Annotated in this window: 19 protein-coding genes and 1 riboswitch; of the genes, 4 read left to right on the plus strand and 15 right to left on the minus strand. The window is 33.6% G+C overall.

The window, feature by feature from the left end:
* Positions 1 to 4: 4 nt before the first annotated feature.
* From NRK67_07065 to NRK67_07100, 8 genes are all read right to left on the minus strand, one after another.
* Positions 5 to 955, minus strand: a complete 951-nt coding sequence (locus tag NRK67_07065) for an ATPase (protein UUV19236.1) — start codon at positions 953 to 955, stop codon at positions 5 to 7.
* Positions 955 to 1,983: a rod shape-determining protein gene (locus NRK67_07070; protein ID UUV19897.1), complete on the minus strand. Its 1,029-nt coding sequence runs from the start codon at positions 1,981 to 1,983 to the stop codon at positions 955 to 957. The genes NRK67_07065 and NRK67_07070 overlap by 1 nt, the downstream gene beginning before the upstream one ends.
* A 169-nt stretch (positions 1,984 to 2,152) precedes the next feature.
* Positions 2,153 to 2,545: a Mini-ribonuclease 3-like protein gene (locus NRK67_07075; GenBank protein ID UUV19237.1), complete on the minus strand. Its 393-nt coding sequence runs from the start codon at positions 2,543 to 2,545 to the stop codon at positions 2,153 to 2,155.
* Entirely contained in the window at positions 2,533 to 4,026 is a 1,494-nt protein-coding gene (cysS, locus tag NRK67_07080) for a cysteine--tRNA ligase (GenBank protein UUV19238.1), read from the minus strand. Before cysS ends, NRK67_07075 begins: the two co-directional genes overlap by 13 nt.
* Positions 4,019 to 5,287: a hypothetical protein gene (locus NRK67_07085; protein UUV19239.1), complete on the minus strand. Its 1,269-nt coding sequence runs from the start codon at positions 5,285 to 5,287 to the stop codon at positions 4,019 to 4,021. Before NRK67_07085 ends, cysS begins: the two co-directional genes overlap by 8 nt.
* A gap of 74 nt (positions 5,288 to 5,361) precedes the next feature.
* The gene (locus NRK67_07090) at positions 5,362 to 6,177 is read right to left on the minus strand and encodes a nitrilase (protein ID UUV19240.1); all 816 of its coding nucleotides are present in this window, start codon (positions 6,175 to 6,177) and stop codon (positions 5,362 to 5,364) included.
* Between the two features lie 23 nt (positions 6,178 to 6,200).
* Positions 6,201 to 6,908, minus strand: coding sequence for a 2-C-methyl-D-erythritol 4-phosphate cytidylyltransferase (gene ispD / locus NRK67_07095; protein UUV19241.1), 708 nt, complete (start codon positions 6,906 to 6,908; stop codon positions 6,201 to 6,203).
* The gene (locus NRK67_07100; GenBank protein ID UUV19242.1) at positions 6,884 to 9,226 is read right to left on the minus strand and encodes an endonuclease MutS2; all 2,343 of its coding nucleotides are present in this window, start codon (positions 9,224 to 9,226) and stop codon (positions 6,884 to 6,886) included. The genes ispD and NRK67_07100 overlap by 25 nt, the downstream gene beginning before the upstream one ends.
* Positions 9,227 to 9,398: 172 nt before the next feature.
* Between NRK67_07100 and rpmB the strand changes: the two genes are divergently transcribed.
* The 3 genes from rpmB (at position 9,399) to NRK67_07115 (ending at position 10,592) form a co-directional block, all read left to right on the plus strand.
* Positions 9,399 to 9,656, plus strand: coding sequence for a 50S ribosomal protein L28 (gene rpmB / locus NRK67_07105; protein ID UUV19243.1), 258 nt, complete (start codon positions 9,399 to 9,401; stop codon positions 9,654 to 9,656).
* Between the two features lie 139 nt (positions 9,657 to 9,795).
* Complete coding sequence (locus NRK67_07110; protein UUV19244.1) at positions 9,796 to 10,185, plus strand: DUF2721 domain-containing protein; 390 nt, start codon at positions 9,796 to 9,798, stop codon at positions 10,183 to 10,185.
* Positions 10,176 to 10,592, plus strand: coding sequence for a DUF2721 domain-containing protein (locus NRK67_07115; GenBank protein ID UUV19245.1), 417 nt, complete (start codon positions 10,176 to 10,178; stop codon positions 10,590 to 10,592). The genes NRK67_07110 and NRK67_07115 overlap by 10 nt, the downstream gene beginning before the upstream one ends.
* A 115-nt stretch (positions 10,593 to 10,707) precedes the next feature.
* Here the strand turns inward: NRK67_07115 and NRK67_07120 are convergent, their stop codons facing one another.
* The 4 genes from NRK67_07120 to NRK67_07135 form a co-directional block, all read right to left on the minus strand.
* A complete protein-coding gene (locus NRK67_07120) occupies positions 10,708 to 11,688 on the minus strand; it encodes a glycosyltransferase family 9 protein (protein UUV19246.1) in 981 nt (326 codons plus the stop codon).
* Between the two features lie 110 nt (positions 11,689 to 11,798).
* On the minus strand, positions 11,799 to 13,499 hold the full coding sequence (locus NRK67_07125; GenBank protein ID UUV19898.1) for a Na+/H+ antiporter NhaC family protein: 1,701 nt from the start codon (positions 13,497 to 13,499) through the stop codon (positions 11,799 to 11,801).
* A gap of 160 nt (positions 13,500 to 13,659) precedes the next feature.
* A riboswitch (Lysine riboswitch) is annotated at positions 13,660 to 13,834 on the minus strand.
* 162 nt (positions 13,835 to 13,996) lie between these two features.
* Positions 13,997 to 15,295: a YeeE/YedE family protein gene (locus NRK67_07130; GenBank protein ID UUV19247.1), complete on the minus strand. Its 1,299-nt coding sequence runs from the start codon at positions 15,293 to 15,295 to the stop codon at positions 13,997 to 13,999.
* Between the two features lie 111 nt (positions 15,296 to 15,406).
* Positions 15,407 to 17,131 carry an FAD-dependent oxidoreductase gene (locus NRK67_07135; GenBank protein ID UUV19248.1) on the minus strand — a complete coding sequence of 575 codons (1,725 nt, stop codon included), beginning with the start codon at positions 17,129 to 17,131 and terminating at the stop codon, positions 15,407 to 15,409.
* 374 nt (positions 17,132 to 17,505) lie between these two features.
* Here NRK67_07135 and NRK67_07140 point away from each other — a divergent pair, with 374 nt between their 5' ends.
* Positions 17,506 to 18,120 carry a metal-sensing transcriptional repressor gene (locus tag NRK67_07140; protein UUV19249.1) on the plus strand — a complete coding sequence of 205 codons (615 nt, stop codon included), beginning with the start codon at positions 17,506 to 17,508 and terminating at the stop codon, positions 18,118 to 18,120.
* A 28-nt stretch (positions 18,121 to 18,148) separates the two neighbouring features.
* Here NRK67_07140 and NRK67_07145 read toward each other — a convergent pair whose 3' ends face one another.
* From NRK67_07145 to NRK67_07155, 3 genes are all read right to left on the minus strand, one after another.
* Positions 18,149 to 18,970: a M23 family metallopeptidase gene (locus NRK67_07145; protein UUV19250.1), complete on the minus strand. Its 822-nt coding sequence runs from the start codon at positions 18,968 to 18,970 to the stop codon at positions 18,149 to 18,151.
* 70 nt (positions 18,971 to 19,040) lie between these two features.
* Positions 19,041 to 19,538 carry a periplasmic heavy metal sensor gene (locus tag NRK67_07150; protein ID UUV19251.1) on the minus strand — a complete coding sequence of 166 codons (498 nt, stop codon included), beginning with the start codon at positions 19,536 to 19,538 and terminating at the stop codon, positions 19,041 to 19,043.
* Positions 19,539 to 19,672: 134 nt separating this feature from the next.
* A complete protein-coding gene (locus NRK67_07155; protein UUV19252.1) occupies positions 19,673 to 22,252 on the minus strand; it encodes an FAD-dependent oxidoreductase in 2,580 nt (859 codons plus the stop codon).
* Positions 22,253 to 22,272: the final 20 nt, after the last annotated feature.

The raw sequence follows: 22,272 nt of genomic DNA on the forward strand, positions 1-22,272 counted from the left end.
TAACCTAAAAACTCAGAAAAAACAAAGTTAATGCTGCCTGGGTATTAATATTATGCCTCAGCCCCTGTTTCAACTCTATCAATTTTTCTGTGTATTTAGGAGTTTTTAATCTCACTATGAATATATGCATCAATTCTTCAATTATCTTTCTCTCATGAGATTTATTTTCTACCAGTTTATCATCCTGTAAAGTAGATAACAAGTCAAAAACTATAGAAAGTTTTTCTGATTTTTTTATCCTTCCTATATTATATATATAATCGTCTATTCCCTTTAATAGGTTGATCTTATATTTTAAAGTTTTTTCTGCAAGATGTAAATTGAGATCCTCACCTAAGACAGAGTAAGATCTAATCTCATTGAGATCAAACCTTTCCTCCTTCCACTCCAATATTTCTTCCATATTCCCCATAAAAAAATCATATACTTTCTCAGTCACCCCTAAAGCTTCAGCAGAGGGTTTATCAATCTTTACCACAATAGATCTGGATAAAATAGTCGATAAAACATTTAAAGTATTAGATATAAGGATAAAAAATGTTCCCTTAGGAGGTTCTTCCATTATCTTTAAAAGAGCATTTGCAGAATATTTATTCATACTCTCAATATCCTTTATAATAAAAACTTTTTTTCTTCCCTCATAACTAGAACTGGAAGCCTTATATATGGTATTTTTTATCTTATCTATCCCTACTTTGCTCTCTCCCTGTAAAAGACCAACAATCTCCAGGTCGGCATAGTTTCCATGTTTTATCTTTTTACAGACTTCACAGACACCACAATAGTTATTTTCTAACTCCGGGCAGTTCATAGCCATGGTGAATGATATCGCTAATCCCAACAGATCTATTCCCTTATCCCCGTAGAAAAGATAGGTCCCCGATTCCTTATTTTGTTTCAATTCATTTTTTAGAAATGATTTTACTTCATCTCCAAAAATCAAACTATTAAACATTATCTTTCAGCCTTCTCAATTTTTCTAAGAACAGCTAGTTTATCCAGGGCCAATCCAGCTCCTAGCACCACAGATTCCAAAGCATTGTCAGCTAAAACTACATTTAAAAGGGTGTTTTTAGCCAGCAGTTCCGGGAAGTTTCTAATCTTCGATCCTCCACCTGCCATAACTATCCCCTTATCTACTATATCAGCTGATAATTCTGGTGGTGTTTTTTCCAATACCTGCTTAACACTGGTTACTATAGCATCTAAGGAATCTTTTATGGCATCCAATACTTCACTTGAACTTATCTCTAATGGTTTTGGTAATCCAGTCATAAGGTCTCTTCCTTTAATTATCATCGTTTCATCCTCTTCTAAAGGAATTGCAGTACCTATCTTGATCTTAATCTCTTCAGCAGTTTTTTCCCCGATCAACAGATTATGTCTTCTCTTTATATATTTAATGATATCCTCATCGAAGTTATTTCCTGCAATCCTAATAGATTTACTTACAATAGTTCCTCCCAGTGAAATTACAGCTATATCTGTAGATCCTCCACCAATATCTACTATCATATTTCCCTCAGGTGCCGAGATATCTATCCCTGCTCCTAAAGCCGCCGCTCTGGCTTCCTCTATTAAATACGCTCTCTTTGCTCCTGCTGAAATTGCAGCTTCCAATACAGCTCTTTTTTCTACTCCGGTTACTTCAATAGGGACACAGATCATTACTTCTGGCAACACCATATTTAACTTACCGAATACTTTCTTTATAAAATATTTTATCATCGCTTCTGTTATATCGTAATCAGCTATAACTCCCTCTCGGAGTGGTCTTACTGCCATTATATGATCAGGCGTTTTCCCTAACATATCCTTTGCTTCTTTTCCTACTGCTAAGACCTTCTTTGTTTCTCTGTCTACAGCTACTACAGATGGTTCATTCAAAACAATCTCTTCTTTTTGCTTATTGTATACCAATGTATTTGCAGTTCCAAGATCTATCCCTATACTCTTTTGAAATTTAAAGCCTGGAAAACTCATATTAAATTTAAATTTACTTTTTTTCTTCATCTTTTTTTTCTCATCTCCTTTTTTAATATCATTTTCTTCTGCCTGTATAGGGAACTCATTAGTTTCCCCCTCCATTTCTATTCTTTCCTCTTCCTCTGGTATCACGGAATTTGCCCGCTTGTTCTGCATCATTATTTTTTTATTTCTCATCATTTTTCTTTTCAAATACATAATTTTCTATAATTCCCTCTATTATATCTTCCCTTTTATTTATATAACACATGGCAATCAACGCTTCAAATGCTGTTGCGTTTTTATATTCCTTCATAGTACATGATTTTGGAAAAGTTGAAATTTTTGAATTTCTGGCTCTTCTGGCACAAGCTCTATATTCATCTTCTAATTCATCTACGATACTTAAATATATCTTACTCTGTGCCACAGCACTTACGTGAGCCTTGACCAATTTATTTAGATCTTTTACTTTAAGATTTCTTGCTATAAATTTTTCCCTAAGTCTCAGTTCCCATACAGCATCTCCTAAGTACGCCAGCGCTAATCCATTTAATTCCTTTATTCTTATATTGTCCATGTAGTTTTTTCCCTTCCGTCCTTTATTTTTACACCAATCTCAGCCATCTTATCTCTAATTTCGTCCGATAAAGCAAAGTTTTTATCTTTTTTAGCAGTTTTTCTCTGTTCTATTAAAAATTCAATTAATTCAACAGTTGAATTTTTTGTACTTTCTCCTAAAGGATTTTCTATCCCAATTTGTTTTAGGAGTTCCGTCAACTCTGTAGTCAGGTCTTTGATCTGCTTTTCAACTACGATCTCCACTCCTAATACATCTATTAAAGTTGTTTTTATAAATGTATACACATCTTTTAAGACTTCCTTCCCTGCATTACTCAGTTTCTGCTCCATAGATTTATTAGCTTCTTTTATAAGTTCAAATAATACACCTATAGCCTGGGCAGTGTTGAAATCCTCATCCATAGCTTCTACAAATCTTATTTTAGAACTCTCTAAAACAGCCTTTAATTCCATCCCGTCACTGCCATCAACTGAATTTTCAGTATCTAATTTTTCCAGCATAGCCAGCATACTGTTTTCAATCCTGTTTATTGCACTCTTAGCCATATTTAATTCTATTTCTGAAAAATCAATTGGTTTTCTATAATGAGATGAAAGCATGAAAAATCTAACAACTTTCCCTTCATAATCCTCTAAGATTTCACGAAGCAGGAAAAAGTTCCCTTTAGACTTAGACATTTTTTCCCCTTTGATGTTGATGTATCCATTATGAATCCAGTATCTGGCATAGTCTCCACCATAAGAACATTTTGATTGAGCTATCTCGTTTTCATGATGGGGGAATATAAGGTCCTGTCCTCCACCATGGATATCAAATGATGCTCCTAAATATTTTTCACTCATTGCACTACACTCAATATGCCATCCCGGTCTACCTTTACCCCAAGGTGATCCCCAAGAAAGTTCCCCTTCTTTTGCTGTCTTCCACAGAGCAAAATCCACAGACGATTTTTTTATGTCGGTGATCTCTATTCTGGCTCCAGCTTTTAAATCTTCAATTTTTTGCCCGGATAATTCACCATAGTTTTCCTTATATTTCTCTACATCAAAATATACATCTCCGTGAGATTCATAAGCGTATCCCTTACTTTCCAATATCTTGATAGATCTTATCATCTCTTTGATATGGTCGGTAGCCTTAGGTCTTATCATCCCCTCTTCCTTTAGGTTTACTTTTTTTGTATCTTTTAGATAAGCTTCGATATATTTGTCAGCTATATCTTTTACCGTTACCCCTTCAGCATTAGCTTTTTCTATCATCTTGTCATCTACATCTGTAAAATTTTGTACATATGTAACTTTATAATCTCTATATTCAAAGTATCTTCTCACTGTGTCAAAAAAGATAGCAGGTCTTGCATTTCCTATATGGATATAGTTGTATACTGTTGGTCCACAAACATACATCTTCACCATACCAGGTTCTATAGGAATAAATTCTTCCAATTTTTTAGTAAGTGTATTGTGTATCTTAATCATTTTTTTCGCCCTCCATCCTATTATATATTTCAAGTAACTCCCCATCTGTTATGGTTGTTCTTATTTTTATCTTATTTTTTTCTACTTTTCCTCCCATATCCACGTATATATCCCTTAATATAGGGTTGTATAATCCTAGATTTAAAGATATATTCATAAATTCATCCTCTTTGGGAGTTATTGATCCCTCTGACATAATTCCGTTATAGTAGATAATATTTTCTTTTATCTCTATCGTTTCCCCGTTGCCAAGGATATATTTATCTCCTTCTTTTTTTGCAAAGATCTCGATGAGTTTCTTAAAGTCTTTTACCTCTTTCACAGGGAGGAGCATTTGATTTTTAGCGTAATCATAGACCATCTCTCCATCTACTTTGTCCATATAGTCTTCAAAGTCTTTTCCTGTAAACATCTTCACCAAAGATAACATTGAGTTTATTTCTGAATTTACATTTCTTCTCATGAATACGGCCAAACCTCTAAAATCAGTATTAGTGATATATATCTTGTCCTTGCCCATATATTTAGCAAATTTTCTATCCTTTTGCTCTATCCCATTAAGATATTTTGAAAATTCCAAATCACCATATAGGTATCCATTCATAGATAATTCATTTTTTTCATAATCCACATTTATCTTTATAGCATCTAACCCTTGAGTTAACCCTTCCAAATCTATTACTGCTTCCCCTAAAGTATCACCTTTCATCTTAGAAGATATATTTTTATTTATCTCTTTTTTTACAAGTAATTTCATGTAGTCAGATAGTTTCATCACATCATCCGATATAAAATAATACCCTTTGTAGTTAGTCATATAAATTTTTTTATCCACATCATAATCTTCCTCAAGCTGTTTTTGATACACCTCTTTTAGAGAAAAATAATTTTTTCCCAGATCATCAAAATATTCCCCCTGTTTAAATTTAGCAACAGGATATAACCACCCTAGGTTTATAACCATTATCTCCTTGTCCTCACCTTGATTTCCATCGTCAGAATCGTTGTAATAAATAAGGTCCAATCCCTTTATATATTTCGTCCACTTTTTAGCCTCTTCAAGGTCTGTCTGGGTAGCTTTTTCATATAACTCATAGTAAGAGTTTACTTTCTTGCTGTTCAGATCTCCAACCGATATAACTGCTTTACTTTCCTTTATTACCAGCCTCTCGTGGGACAGTTGAAAAGTCAATAGATAAAAAACTAGCAATATTACTACTAAAACTACAGCGCCTATTATATTCTTTAATATTTTATTCATAATATAACCCCCGTGCCTAACGGCAAACTTAAAACTAATAAAGGTAAATTTTCAATTTTTTATCATTTTATTAATTATCCATTTATTCTTTTTAAACTTTTCATAACCAATCCTGGTTTTTCATCTCTCATCACAGGGTTATTTATCCTGGATCTTCTCAAATCTCTCTTATCTAACTCCACTACTATCATTTCCTCTTCAAAACTTTTAGCTTCACCTAAAACATCCCCATTTGGAGAATATACCCTGGATCCCCCAAAAAAATTTACCCCATCTTCATATCCTACCCTGTGGGCAAAGATATAAAAACTTGTGAGTAATTTAGAGTAAGTCTTCATCATCTCATCCCAAGTCTGGTTAGGAGACAATTTTGACTCTTGAGCTCCCCTTGACGGACTGTTTGCCAAGGTAAATACATAGTCAGCTCCATCCATACTCAACACATAAGGGTTTGAAAGATGCCAGGCATCTTCACATATCAAAATACCAAATCTACCAAATTTCGTATCAAATGCTTTTATTTCATTTCCAGACTTTAAATATCTTCCCTCATCAAAAAGACCATAGGTAGGCAGATATACTTTTCTGTGAGTATGCTGCAACTTTCCATCCTCTAAATAGAAGGCTGAATTATAGTAATAGTAATCCCTGCTTTCCTCTATACCACCAAACAAAATACTTATCTTTTTGCTCAGCTCATAAAACTCTTCTGGGATCCCTGCCACATCATAGGTCAACTCTTCCAGGAGGTACCCGGTCAAAGATAGTTCCGGAAAAACTACCAGTTCCATGCCTTTTTTTATAGCACTCTCTATATATGATATCATCTTTATCTTATTTTTCTCTACATTCCCAAGTGTTGGATTTATTTGTGCTACTGCTAATTTCATGCTCCACTCCTTTTATTTTGCCGCTAATTTATATTTTCTTTAGAAAAAATTAATAGGTCTTCCGGTGTAGTTATTTTTATATTTTCATAACTCCCCAAGATAATCCCCACAGATCCTCCGGCTTTTTCTACCAAAGATGAATCGTCTGTTCCTAAAAACTTTTGTTTTTTCGCCTGTTCATAACTACTGTGCAGGATTTCACCTCTAAATACCTGAGGAGTCTGGGCTGCAAAAAGCTGATCTCTTTTAGGAGTCTCTACTACCTCACCTTTTGAATTCACTACCTTTATAGTGTCTTTTACAGGTACTCCTACAACTATACCATCCAAATTAGTTTCCTTCATGAGTTTAGTATAAGAATCTTCTATATATCTATCCTCTATAAATGGTCTTACTCCATCCTGAACTCCAATTATACTCTCTTTTGGAAGGTACTCCAATGCATTATAGATAGAATCCTGCCTTTCCTTTCCACCACTAACCACATCTATTACCTTATTTATTTTAAATGTTTCACACATCTTTTTCACTTCAGAAATATATTCTTTATTGGTTACAACTACAATTCCTGTTACCCTGTGATTTTTTTCAATCACTTCCAGAGTTTTTATAAATATTGGTTTTCCGCCTACCTCTAAAAACTGCTTGGGGTAGTCGAGTCCCATCCTCTTTCCAACTCCTGCTGCTGCCACTATATAATAATAATCTATTTCAGCGTTACTACTGTGCATCCTAATCCACCTTCATTCATATTTGCATCTCTAAAACTGGCTACATATCTACATGTTCTAAGATATTCCTGGATTCCCTTTCTTAGTTGTCCAGTTCCCTTTCCATGAACTACCTGAATATCAGTGTATCCATTCAATGTAGCTCTATCCATATAGTTTTCCAATTCATTTATTGCTTCATCTACCATCTGACCTCTCAGGTCGATCTTGTAGGTAGCGCTGCTTCCTTTATGGCTGTGCATCTTAGTGTATGTTTTTTTCTTCTCATCCTTCATTATTCCTATATCTTCTAGTGAAACTACCATCTTTAGGATTCCTGCCTGTACTTGAGCTTGATCCTTATTCATAAATAGACGAAGGATAACTGCGTGCTGTTTTAAACTCTTTACAAAGACCTTGTCTCCTACCCCGTAAGATATCTTTCTGATAACTTTTGGTTTCATCATTAATTTTCTCTTTTTCTCTTCTACCATGGAGTTTCTAAGCATATTCAAACTTTTTTGAACATCCTTTACCTCGGCTTTTTTATTGTCTTCCCTTTGAATCTTGTCAACCAGAGCTTTTGCCTTAGCCTGCATATTTTTCATCATCTGTTCCGACTCTTTATATGCTTTTTCCAGTATCTCTTCTTTTTCTTTTTCCAATGTTCTTACTTTTTCAGCATACTGTTCCTTTAGCTTTTCAGCTTCAGACTTTAACTGTTTTACCTCTTCATTGGCTTTTTCCAGTTCATCTGATTGTTCCTTTATATTAGTTATCATTCCCTCTACTTTTTTATCCTCATCGCTGATATAACTTTTGGCTTTTTCAATCACTTCAGGAAGTATTCCCAATCTTTTGGCAATAGTCAGAGCATTACTCTCCCCTGGAATTCCCATGAGTAATCTATAAGTAGGTGACAGTGTCTCAGGATCAAATTCCATAGATGCTGTTTCAATCCCATCCTCGTTGTATCCATGAGCTTTTACCTCACTATAATGGGTAGATATCATTGATTTGCACTTTTTTTCCTTGAGATAATCTATCACTGCCATGGCAAACGCCGATCCCTCTATGGGGTCTGTTCCTGAACCTAACTCATCTAGTAATACTAAACTTGCCTTAGTAACTCCTACCAGGATAGTTTGAATATTTTTTAGATGTGCCGAAAAAGATGACAGATTCTGTTCAATACTCTGTTCATCACCTATATCAGCATAGACACCACTAAAGTACCCTATATCTGTTTTATCACTGGCTGTAATCGGTATTCCGGATAACGTCATCACAGTCAATAATCCTGCTGTTTTTAAAGCTACTGTTTTACCACCGGTATTGGGCCCTGTAATCAATAGACTATTATAATTTTTTCCTAATTCAAAAGTTAAAGGCACAACTTCTCTGGGATTGATCAATGGATGTCTTCCCTCTACAATGGAGATATATTCCCTCTGATTTAATTTAGGGATTATACATTTATTATCCAATCCATAACTACACTTAGCATTTAAATAGTCTAAAACTAAAAGAGTTTCTCCTACTTCCATCAACCCATCTAGATTAGCTCTCAGATTGTCAGTAAGTCTCAATAGGATCTTCCTTATCTCCTCTCTTTCCCTTACCTCTAGTTCTCTCATCTTATTGTTCAGTGAAACCACACTTATAGGCTCTATAAATACTGTCTGCCCGCTAGATGACCTGTCATGCTCTATTCCTTTAATCTGACCTTTAAAATCCGTTTTTACAGGTATTACACTTCTACCATCTCTCACCGTTACTATCTTTTCTTGGATAGCCTTGGCATATGATGGATTTGAAATAAGATCATCAAATTTTCTTTTGATGTTGTTTTGAATTAATTTTTTACTATACCTGATATCTTTTAGATCCAGAGAGGCTGTATCTTTTATTTCTTTCTGGTTATCGATAACTGCCTCAATCAACTCTTCTAGTCCCTTATATGTAGGTATATCTTTAAACCTCATATAGAGTCCTCTGTATTTCCCCTCTAATTCTTCAAATTTAGTTTTTATCACTCTGAATACCCTTAAATTTCTGGCAGTATGATAGAGATCCTCTACATCTAAATAAGTTCCTATAAGACTGGTTTTCTTTAAATAGACCAATATATTTTTTATCTCCGACAGTTCAATACCACCGTCATACTTCAGCATGTCCATAAAATCTTGTACATTCTCTAATTCTTTCTTTATACTATTTATATCTTTCATAGGAATAACATCTAATATTTTCCCCTTAGTTTCATCCAAAATAGCATATTCACTTATGTTTTCCTTTACCTTATCAAATTCCAATACGCTTAAACTGTGTTCATTCATTTTACTACCTCTTTATTATTCGACTTTTATCTATATTTATACATTCTATTATATCATAAGAGTTTTTTTTTTTACAGAAAACTATATCTTTATTGTAGAAAAAACCTTGCTTTTTTACTTGCTTTATGCTAAAATTTAAGCCGATGTTTTAATAAAGAGGAGGTGCAATATAATGAAAAGATGTGAAATCACTGGTAAAGGTATGACTTTCGGACACAGTATCTCTCACGCTCATAACATGAACAAGAGAATATGGAAGCCAAACTTACAAACAGTTAAAGTTGAAATCAACGGTCAATTAACTAAAGTAAAAGTTTGTGTTAAAATGTTAAGATCTTTAAAAGCTGCAGATTCAGTTGAAGTTGCTAGAATTTTAAAGAAAAATGCCGCTACTTTAAGCCCAAGAATAAACAAGGTTTTAAGCAAGTAATAGCATAAAAAAAGACAGCCATTAAGGATCTGTCTTTTTTTATTTTTTGTAAATAATATTTTGTATATTCCAGACTATCTTGATAAAATAAATTATCATTCCATAATAGATGAATCATTTATAGTAAGGAGGGAGCTCTATGAACTATGTTATTCCAGCATTGTTATTTTCAGGAATTTCTATGTTTTTCAATGGTTATACCATTAGATATTTAAATCTGTCTCAATTGATCAGAGATTTTCATAACCAGCCGGACAAAAATTGTAATATCAAAGCCCAAATTTCAAATTTTAGACTACGGGTAAAATATATTAAATGGATACAATTTTTTTCTGTATTTTCATTGTTTTTGGCTACCCTTTCTACATTTACTATTTTTTTTGAATATATTCAGATAGGATGGATTTTATTTACCACTTCCATCATTAGTTTTTTAATATCTCTCATTATTTCTGCCCTAGAAATTAAAATTTCTACAATAGCTTTAAACATTTCCTTAAAAGATGGAGGCGGTCCAAGATGCAGTTAACACTTACAACACCGGCATTAATTTTTTCTACCATTTCACTCCTGCTCTTAGCCTACACAAGCAGATTTTTGGCCCTAAGTAATCTTATCAGGTCACTGCATAACCAGGCAACCCAGGAGGTAAATAGAGCCGGTATCCTTATGCCTCAAATAGAGAATTTAAAGTTAAGGATAAAAATTATAAAAAATATGCAATTAATAGGAATTTTTTCCCTGTTCTTCTGTGTCTTTTCCATGTTTTTAATATTTTTGCAACAGATTATCTTAGCAGAATTCGTCTTTGCCGGGAGTTTGATCCTACTGATGATCTCCCTGACTCTTTCCGCTATAGAGATAAATATCTCTGTAAAAGCATTGAATATAGAGTTGAGCCAGTGTATAGGGGATTCATGTAAATTGGTCAAATAAAAAGCAACGTGACGTTGCATCCAAACAGGCATAATCTAGATTTTTATAATCTTTTATTTATTCCGTAGATTTTATTATCTGAATAATTAAAAAAATCGAGGAAATTCCTCGATTTTTATTTTTTATCTATTATTTTCATTATATCTTCAGCACTGATATTCCTCATACAATTAAAATGATCTTTAGGACACTTTTTATCTCCGTGTAATGAACACGGGGAACATGGTTCATTACCATAGATCAAAACTCCTAACTCATCATATTCAAACATATTTGGATCTGTAGGGCCGAATATCACATAGGACTTTGTCTTAACTCCCCGGCCGATATGAAATGGTCCCGAGTCATTGGTCACCAAAAATTTTGCCCCTGCTAACAATGCTCCACTCTCTTTCAGACTCAATTCACCAGCCAGATTTATACAGATATTCCCACTTATTTTATTGATATTTTCACATTCTTCCTTCTCTTTAGGACTTCCAATCAGGATTACCTCTGCTTTATATCTTTCCTTTATCAATTGAGCTAATTTACCAAATCCTTCTATAGTCCATTTTTTAGTATTTTTAGAAGCTCCTGGTGCAAATACCACATAATTTTTATAGTTTTCTACTTTTTTTTCATCCTTTTTAGAAAAATTAAACTCTAAATCTTCTCCATTATAGTCTATCCCTAAAACTTTGAAAGCATCAAAGTAATTCTTCACTATGGTATTATCAGCTCTATATTTAATCAATCCAGATTTTACAAGGATAGTTTTATATAATGATCTTTTTATATACCTGAAAGTTTTCTCTCCCAAAAAAAATGTAATCAATCTAGATCTTATCTTAGAGTGCAGATCAAACACATAATCATAGTTATTTTCTTTTAATAATTTTGAAAAACGCCTTATATTTTTTATTCCGTCATCTGTATCTTTTTTAAAGATAATCAGATTATCTATATTAGGGTTCCCCTCTATAGCATCTTTAAATTTGTCCAAAACTATAAAATCAATCTTTAAATTTTTATTTTTTTCCTTTAATTTTTTTAGGATTGGGGTGGTCAATATAACATCCCCTATAGAACTCAGCCTTATTATTAATATCCTCATTTTTTCCCCCAATCTATATTACACTAGTTTTTTATCATTTTATTATACCATAATTATCATTCAAAATAAAAAAAACCTAGTCGGAACTCCGACTAGGCTTACTAATTTTTTTATACTAACTCCACTTCTTCCCTTGTCTCTGATACTGTTTCTACTGATTTACCTACAAATCTTACAGTAAGTATAGTAGCTAGTATAGATATAGGCAATACTACATAGATAGATACTCCCATTCCAACTGGCAGATATCCAAATAATATTGTGATAGTTCCTACCGCAAGTGCATATACAATTTGAGTTTTTACATGCTCTATATGATCACATTCAGCTCCCATAGATGAAAGAATAGTCGTGTCAGATATTGGTGAACAATGATCCCCGAAGATAGCTCCTGTAAGAACTGCTCCTATACTCATGATTATATATGATGATAATGTTTCTCCCGATAATCCAGCAGCTCCACCGATAGCATTAGCTAATGGTATTGCCAGCGGCATCAATATTCCCATAGTTCCATATGATGTTCCTGTAGAAAAAGCAATTACTGATCCCAAGACAAATATGATCGATGGCAGAATTGCTTTTGGTATAGTTCCAGCCAATGCGTTTACCAGGTATACAGATGTTCCTAATTCCTTTATCAGAGATGTCAATGACCAAGCTAATAATAAGATAACTCCTGTGATCACCAATGATTTCATCCCATGTACCCAAGTGTCGATAGCCTCTGAAAACTTAAATATTTTCTTAGATATCCCCATAACGATAGCTACGATGGATGCGAATAATGCTGCCTGGAATATTACCAATGAAGCATCTGCATTTCCGAAAGTTTCTCTGATAGCATAGAACGACAATGGAGAATTATTTACAGTCTCTAGTACCGCTCCCTCTAAATAACCTTTTCCATTTAGATAGAAACCTACAAACGAACCTATGATCAATACCATAATTGGTATGATAGCGTTCCATATGTTAAGCACTACTCCCTCTTTAGGAGCTATCATTGCCGCTTCTTCCGGACTGACTTTAGCTGCTGAACCACTTGTTACCTGACCAGTTGTTCTGGCTCTTCTTTCAGCTTTAGCCATAGGACCAAATTCTCTCAAGAAATATGCTGTAGATGCTACAAATACCAACATCAAGATATTATAAAATCTATATGGAATTGTCTGTACAAAGATACTGTATGCATTTATATTTTCCATCCCTATAAGTGAATATCCGTCTTTTATTACCGATATCTCATATCCTACCCAGGTAGAGATAAGAGCTATTCCTGCAATTGGAGCTGCTGTTGAATCTATTATAAATGCTAATTTTTCTCTCGATATTCTCATCTTGTCTGTTATAGGTCTCATAATCGGTCCAACAATAAGTGCATTAGCATAGTCATCAAAGAAGATAAATAACCCCATAACCCAAGTGATCAATTGAGCTGACCTGGGAGTTTTAGCTCTTTTAGCCAAGGATTCTGCTACGGCTCTTGCTCCTCCCATCTTAGAGATCAATGCTACCAATCCACCGATAGTTAAACACTGTAAGATTATACCTGCATTCCATGAGTCTGCCATAGATCCGATGATTCTATTAGTTATATCAGAAAATCCTCCAATTAAACTAAACAGATAATTTTTCCCCTGAGTTATCCCCAATAAGAACGACCCCGAATAGATTCCTATAAACAACGACAAAATTACGTTTTTAGTAATAAAAGCTAACGTTATAGCTATAACCGGCGGTAGAAGTGTCCACACTCCTAAATTTAACGCTGTCTCTGATGAATCCGCTCCAAACCCTAAACTACTCATAACTCCTAATAACAATACAATTATTATACCTCTCATATCTTTCCTCCTAAGTATTTTGAAGAAAGGAGATCTTTTAACTCAAAAAAAGAGTTATCGGATCTCTACCGATAACTCTAATTTATAAACCTATAATTATGTATAATAGGTTTTTATCTTAAAATCATTCGACAGCTCCCCATTATCTTCTGATAATGACAGTACTACAGATATTATCCATAGTCCCAACTTAAGATTTCGACAAATCTTAAATTTCGGCAAAACTTCCTTTCTTTTGGTTTCAAAATCTATCCGACTCCTCCAAAATACTCTTAAGGTTTGCAACCTCTATCTTCATTCATATATTTTTATGTTGAGACTAGTATATCCATTTCAGTTATATTTGTCAAACATATTTTTTTATAATTTTTATTTTTACTGCTATTTTTTAACCCTGCAATACTGTCTGGAATTAAGAGTTTGCAAGGTATTTTATCATCCGCAAAAGAATAAATAAAATACTATTTTATTTTTACTGCAACCCTGTTTCCTAAGATTCCTCCACCTACTAAAGCAGCAAAGAAAACCCATCCAGATAGTGAGAAGTTTGCAATTGGAGTATATAATGCTCCTACGTTACAACCATTTGCAAGTCTAGTTCCAAGTCCCATCAATATTCCACCCATAGCATATAGAGCTGCTTGTTTGAATGTAATTTTGATTTCGCTTGTTGTTGTACTCTTAAACGTTCCAGCTAAAAGTAAGCAAATTACTGTTCCTACCATAATTCCAACGTTTTGAACATTGATTGGGTGATTGAAAAATGGCATTGTATAGAATTTTACTGGGAAATTTGTAAAGTTAGATAATGATTCTGGTGATATTCCAAATATCATTAAGAATCTTCCGAACCACCATCCGTAAGGTGTAGAAGCTCCCCAACCGGCTTTAGTTACGCCCATTAATAATGTGAATATAACAGCTATTACCGATGCACCTACTTTCATAGACCATGGTGTAACAAATAATCTTGTATATGTTTCTTCACTTAATAATTTGAACTCTTTATTACTATCTTTATCTTGTGTAACAATTTTAACTTGCTCTATTTCACTGGGTACCCCTGTAAAAGTTCCAGATACTCTTCTAGATGATTCATATTTTTTAGATAAGTATACTACAATTCCACAAAGTAATGAAGTTAATAAAACCGCTCCTAAATATCCATCTAATCCATCCCATTTGAATAGATCCGGGAAATAAACTCCATTATATAATTTTGCACCTGTTTCAGATGTAAACCATGATTTTCTAATCCAGTCTGTTGGAATTCCAGCCTCTGTTACCCAAGCAGCAGCTCTTTGGAAAGGGAATCCTAAGAAAACACCCATACCAAAGAAGATAAGAGTAATGAATCCTCTTGAAAATCCTGTAACAACGTCTGTTAAAACTCCTGATGCACAACAAACTGAGAATGTCATACCAAATCCAAACATAATTCCACCAAGGATCAATCCAGAGTTAACCTGGTTTACCCAAAGATCGTATGAACTGGCGTCTGCATTATATAAAAATGCTGCCGACAAGATAGATGTACCTAAGAACATATAAGCTAATATTCTCATTAATTTTGTTGAACCTGTATTATAAGCTCTATTTACTGATCCTGCAAACCCCATAAATCCTCTAGTCAATGCATATCCAAATCCTGCTCCTGCTAATAATCTAAAAAATAACATTGAGCTTCCCAGCATTGTTTTTCCTACAATTAACATTAGTATTAGTACTATTAATCCTGCCAAATTTTGACCCTTTTTCATTTTCAAACCTCCTAAAATAATAATTAAATTTTGTATTTTTTTTCACGTTATATATCATAAAATTTAAGAGGAAGGTTTCCTTCCCCTTATTTATTTAAACCAGTTTTTTTATTAGAACTTTGTATTTTCTAAAGTTGCACAACAACCTACACAGTCACCGATCATAATCTCTTCCCTTGTTTTATCGTTGTAACAAGATACCTCTTCATACATCTTTACAAATTCATAACTTCCTGCAACGTTTTTAACGTCATAACCATTTGCCTGAAGCATCAATGTCATATTATAACTTCTTTCACCTGTTCTACAGTGAACATATACTGTCTTTGTTTTATCCAGTTCATCTAATCTCTCTCTCATAACACTCATAGGAATATTTACAGTTCCCTTTATATGTCCTGCCTCGTATTCACAAACTTCTCTAACATCAATAACCTGCTCTCCTGCTTTTAATAGGTCATATACTTCCATAAATGTTACCTGCTTAAATGCACCTTCGTTTAAGTTTGAACCTATGTATCCAATCTTATTTACTACATCTTTACCTGTTCCAAATGAAGGAGCATAAGTTAATTCTAAATCAAATAGATCCTCTACTGTCATACCGGCTTTTATTGCAGTGGCTATTACGTCTGCCCTCTTGTCCGGTGCTCCTGCTGCTGCAAATTGAGCTCCTAATACTTTTCCAGTTTTCTTTTCAAATAAAAGTTTAGAGAATACCAAGTGTGCTCCCGGCATTATTCCTACTATTCCTGGAGGTGCTGCATATACTACTTCATAATCGATCCCTGAATCTTTTAACATCTTTTCAGATAATCCTGTAGAAGCTATGTTCATATCAAATAATTTAACTACTCCTGATCCTATATAACCATTGTTTTTGATCTCTCTACCGCTTATTCTGTCAGCAATTAATCTTCCTTGCTTATTAGCAGGACCTGCCATTGCTAATGGACATAAGTTTCCGGTTAACTGGTTTCTAACTAAGATTGCGTCTCCTGCTGCATAAACATCTTCTGCTGTTGTTTCATAGTTATCATTAGTCACTATATACCCTCTATCAGTTAATTCTATCCCTGAATCTTTTAAGAATCCAGTAGATGGTCTTACTCCTATAGCTAAGATTACTCCATCAGTTTCTATCTCTCTTCCTGATTTTAATAATACTTTTTTAGTGTCAAATCCTTCTACAAGGTCTTCTAAAACCACTTCGATTCCATGCTTAACCATTTCAGCCTGTCCGAAGTAAGATATCTCTTTATCTACAAATGGAATTATTTGATCAGTTCCCTCTACTAAAGTAACTTCTATCCCTGCTTCTCTTAAATTTTCAGCAGCTTCTAACCCTATGAATCCTCCACCTACTACAGTGATATGCTTAGGGTTTTTAGCTTTTACAAACTTCATTATCTTAGAGACATCAGGGACTGTCTTCAATACGAAGTTATCTATCTTATCTAATCCTTTAAACGGAGGTACGATGGCGTCTGCTCCAGGGGATACTACTAGTGCGTCATATTTTTCAGTGGTTACTTCTTTAGTTAAAGTATTTTCAACTTCAATTGTTTTAGCCTCTGTATTTACAGATACAACATTGCTGTTTACTCTTGCATCTATTTTATACTGACCTTTAAATTTTTTCGGTGTCATTAATATTAATGTTTCTTCCTGCTCAACTAAACCAGAGATATGATATGGTAAACAACAGTTTGAAAATGATACTACCGGACCTCTTTCAAACATTATTATTTCTGCATTTTCATCTAATCTTCTTGATCTTGCTGCTGCTGATGCTCCACCTGCTACTCCACCTACTACTAGTATTCTTTTGCTCATTGTACTCCTCCCGCTTTCTATTGTATTTTTTTTCACATCTATATCAAGTTTTTCTAATTTACTATACCCGGTACTAGTATAGCAAATTAGAAATAGAGAGTCAAGTGTATTTACTTACTTTATGCATCTTTATCTCGATTTGGTTCATTCTTTTCTCTTTTAGTACTCCAAATCACTCAAAAATACTACTGATAGTACTGATTTTTTTTATTTATTTTTCATCTATTACTGCAGTATTCCATACAATAAATGTTATTTCTAGAAATTTTTAACAATCTTTAAGATTAATTTTTAATTTTCATTAAATTGACAGAAAGTAATCCCGGGGTTATAATATCTTTATTATTAAAATCTAATTTACGAGGTATTTATTCATGAAAAACGAAACTATAACAACTATATACAACTCTATTACTCCTCAAGAAACAAAAAAACTGATAACAAAGGAAAATGATCTTGTTATCATCGATGTGAGGACTGAAAAGGAATTTTTATACGAAGGAAGGTTAGATGGTGCTATCTTGATAGACTTTGAAAAACCACGTATCTTCAAAAGAGAAATTAAAAAACTAGATAGAAAAAAAACATATCTTATTTATTGTGCTGTTGGACATATAAGCAAAGAGGCTTGTATTGAGATGGCTGATTTAGGATTTGAAAATATCTACGAGATGAAGGGTGGATTAAAATCTTGGCAGCAGGATCTCGACCTGATCTGCACCATCTCAAAGTTGAATGACGAGGAGATAATCGAAGCTAGAAAAAGTATTATTACCAGGTTAAATAAAATTGAGGGTCAAATAAAGGGAATGAAAAAAATGCTCCTAAACGGAGAATATTGCGGTGATATATTAAATCAATCTCTGGCTGTAAAATCAGCTCTTAACAGTACTAACCAAGAGATTATGGAGATGTTTTCCAATGTCTGTATCACATCTGAAGAACACAAGAAAGATTTTTTCAAATATTTGAAAAAATTAATGGGATAAAAAAAAACAAGTGAAAACTTGTTTTTTTTTATTTAAAATAATTCATAGGATTTGTCGGTATTCCATTTTTTCTAATTTCAAAATGAAGGTGGGGAGCAGTTACATTACCTGTTTCACCACTCTCTGCTATCAATTGTTCAGATTTTACACTCTGTCCATTTTTTACCTCTATCTTATTTAAGTGGGCATACCTGGTTTCATATCCATTTAAATGTTTTATTATTACTAAATTTCCATAACCTTTCATCCATCCTGCATAAGTTACTACTCCATTTTCCGCTGCTTTTACAGGTACATAATTAGCTCGCAGATCCACAGCTCCATGTCCCAAGTATTTTTTCAATATAGGATGCAGTCTCCTCCCATAGGGACTGGTCACCCCTTTCCACTCTACTGGCCAATAAATATTTATTTCCTGCATACTATTATTATTTTTCCTTCTATCATTAGAGAGGTTTATCCTAGGATCTTTTATTATCAACTCTTGGCTTAGGTATATTTTATCTGATTTTAATTTATTGTCGATCTTTACCTGGTCTGCCTTTATTTGAAATTTATTTTCTATTCCAGACAGTGTATCTCCTTTTTTTACCCGATATACAATAAAATTTTCCTTACTTATTAACAGTTTTTCACCTATATTTAGATATTTTCCAATTTGTGGATTATTATAGCTTAACACTCCTAAATCCTGTTCATACCTCACTGCTATCTCCCCTAAAGTATCTCCTTTTTCAACTGTATAATTTATATAATCTTTATTTCCTGCCCCTATTATATCTTTAGAAGCTGCAAAACTCATATTTGAGCCCAGCAAAATTATGTAAAACATCAATAAAATTTTATTCATTTCCAATGTTCTCCCTTTTAGTTATACAAAATAGGAGCCCCTGAGAGCTCCTATTTTTATTTATTTAGTCTTAGTTATTTCTATATCCGTTTCCGCCATTCATGTGGTTGCCATTTCCCATATGCCCATTCTTCATATGCTTTCCACCTGTAGATCCGCAATTACCTCTTGTCCCCTTATGACCCATAGAGATTCCATATTTCCCCTCTATATCACTTCTAAATTTCATACCATCCAATCTCTGCTTAGCTTTCATATCCAATATTTGTTTATTTACTCTTTCTACACTTTTCCAATTTACCTTATCTTCTGCTAATAATTTTTCTAATTCCAATTGCTTAGATCTCATATCTAAACTCTTTTTATAATTAGCTTCCCTTCTGTCCTGCATCATCTTAGTTAATTCTGTTTGTTGATTTTCAGATAAGTTATTCATCATTTGAGTATGGTACGATCCTCTTTGACCATTGTTATTCGTGTTGTTGTGCATATTTCCTGAGTTGTTATTTACTGCTCCAAAAGATAGTGCTGATACCATTAATAAACCTACTATTATTTTCTTTTTCATTTTAATCACTCCCCGATTTAGTTTATTTTACTTTCTTTACATAGATATAATAACCGACCTTTGTGAAGTTAATGTGAAGAATAATAAAATTCTAAAAAAAAGTTCTCCTAAGAGAACTTTTAATTTTTAACCTTTTAATTTTTATATTTTTTCAACCTCTTTTTTGCATCTAATCTATTATGAAAACCGTAGTTACCACTTCTTTTCTTTGCATCTTTCTTCAAATAACAATCTCCATGAATTAAATCCAATATATGAAGTGAATCCAACCCGCCTAATTCCATAGATCCCCTGCATGAACCACAGTAGGAGATAATATGATCTTGGGTAGTATCGTTAACTCTTCTATCTACTATATCTTTATAGAGATTTTCATTTATACAACCTAACATTCCACCTACACCACAGCATCTTGTATTTTCTTTGATGTTATTCATCTCTTCATAATTATAGCCTAATTCCTCCAATATCCATCTAACACTTTCGTGATGTGATCCAATATTTCTTGTAGGACAGGCATCGTGAATATTAAATATTACATCTGAAAGTTCCCCTACTTTCTTTTGATCTTTTGGAATACCTATCTTTTCTTTCATAAGATCCCAATAAGAAATAACTTCCTGAGTTGCATATTCATCATAAGTCATATAACAAGATGGGCATAGTGTTACTATTATTTCTGCTCCCGTGCTGTCAATTTCTTTTTGTACACGAGAAAATCTCTCTTCAAACAACTCTTCTTCTCCAATTATCAGAGTTGGTTTTGCACAGCATTGAAGTACCGCTCCTACCTCTTCTCCTAACACTTCCTTCATATGTAAAAGTGTATTTTCAATATGTTCTGGTAATGATGCAGATACTGTACATCCAGGTACCAATACATATTTAGTTTTCTTTTCACCTTTAATTGTTACCGAATACTTTTTACTGCATTCCAATTCCTGTCCATCATCTAAAGCATCATGTCCAGAAAGTGGTGAAAGACCATCATTAGCTTTTACATAACCTTTTCTCATATCCATAAAATTTTCTCTAATCTTAAAATCATTTGGACATTTTATAGTACATTGACTACACTCATTACATGAATAAGCTATATTCATATCCATTTTTTCATATCCTTTTTCCAAATATTCTTTAAATAGTTCTTTGGGGCATGATGTATATTCTTTCATCATCATACATTCTTTCATGCAAAGTTTACACTCACATTGAAGACATCTGTTCGCTTCTTTTTCTGCCTGCTCCTTTGTAAAAGAAAATTCAACCTCGTCGAAAGATTTTATTCTTTCTGATGGATTCAATTCATTTACAGATACTCTTTCTACTTTTTCAGCCAAATCCCATCCTTTAGAAAGGTATTCAGTAGGCATATAAAGTTTTGTCTCACACGACATCTCGTCCTCTTTTATCCTTCCTTCAAATATAGACTCTTTTTTCAAGAATCTATCTACAGAAGTGGCTGCCCTTCTTCCCTCTGACATCGCTCCAATTACTACAAATGATGAAGCACAATCTCCTGCTGCGAAGACTTTTTTATCGTTAGTTGACTGTAATGTAAATTCATCAGTTTCAAATGTTCCATTACCTTTTTTAGCTATTGTTTCTTCTTTATCAAAAGATGAATCTACACCTTGTCCTATAGCAAATACTACCGTATCCACATCTAATATTCTTTTATTTTCTTCATTAAATTTCGGATTAAATCTTCTATCTTCATCAAAGATAGATATACATTCTTTAACTTCAAGTCCGCTTATTTTTCCATCTTCACCTACAATTATTTTATTGGTCCCGACAGCTAGATTTATCTTAACCCCTTCTGCAAGGGCACCTTTAATTTCATGCATAGAGGAAGCCATGATTTCATAAGTAGATTCTAAACATACAGCATGAACTTCCTCTACTCCTTCAACCCTAAGGGATGCTCTGGCACAATCCATGGCAACATCTCCGCCACCAATAACTGCTACTTTTTTTCCTGTACCTTTAATGTTCCTTGTTAAAGAAATCTCTCTTAAATACTCTGCTGCAGAATACACCCCTTTATTATCATGGTTTTCTAATCTTCTATCTACCCTTCCTACATGTTTTCCAACAGCTAATATTACAGCATCATTTTCTTCCTTAAGAGTTTCAAATTCTATATCTACACCGATCTCTACCCCAAGCTTGATCTCTACTCCTAATTTTTCAAGGAAAGAATATTCTTCATCTATAATATTTCTAGGTAGTCTGTATTCAGGAATTCCTACTCTCATCATTCCTCCGACTACATCCAGCTTCTCATAAATTGTTACACTATGACCTTTTCGAGCCAAGTCTGTAGCTGCCTGTGCTCCAGCTGGTCCCGACCCGATAACAGCAATTTTTTTTCCTGTTTCAGTTTCTTTTGAGATATCCCAATTTTTATGGTTGTCGAAGTTATCAGCTGCGTATCTTTTAAGATTTGCAACAGATATTGGGTTGTCTTCCCCCCCTCTTCTACAGCCGCCTTCACATGGATGAGCACAAATTCTTCCTAATATTTTTGGTAAAAAAAGTTTTTCTCTAATTACAGATATAGCTTCTTCTCCGTTTCCTTCTCCTATCAATCTTACGTATCTCTTTATATCGGTATGCATTGGACATGCTGACTGACACGCTGGTTTAGAGTCTCCCATACAGTTATCAACAATATTCTGCATATTATCAATTATATCTTTTTTTAACATATTATTGCTCCTTTTAAAAT

Source organism: Fusobacteria bacterium ZRK30 (assembly GCA_024628785.1).
GTDB lineage: Bacteria > Fusobacteriota > Fusobacteriia > Fusobacteriales > Fusobacteriaceae > Psychrilyobacter.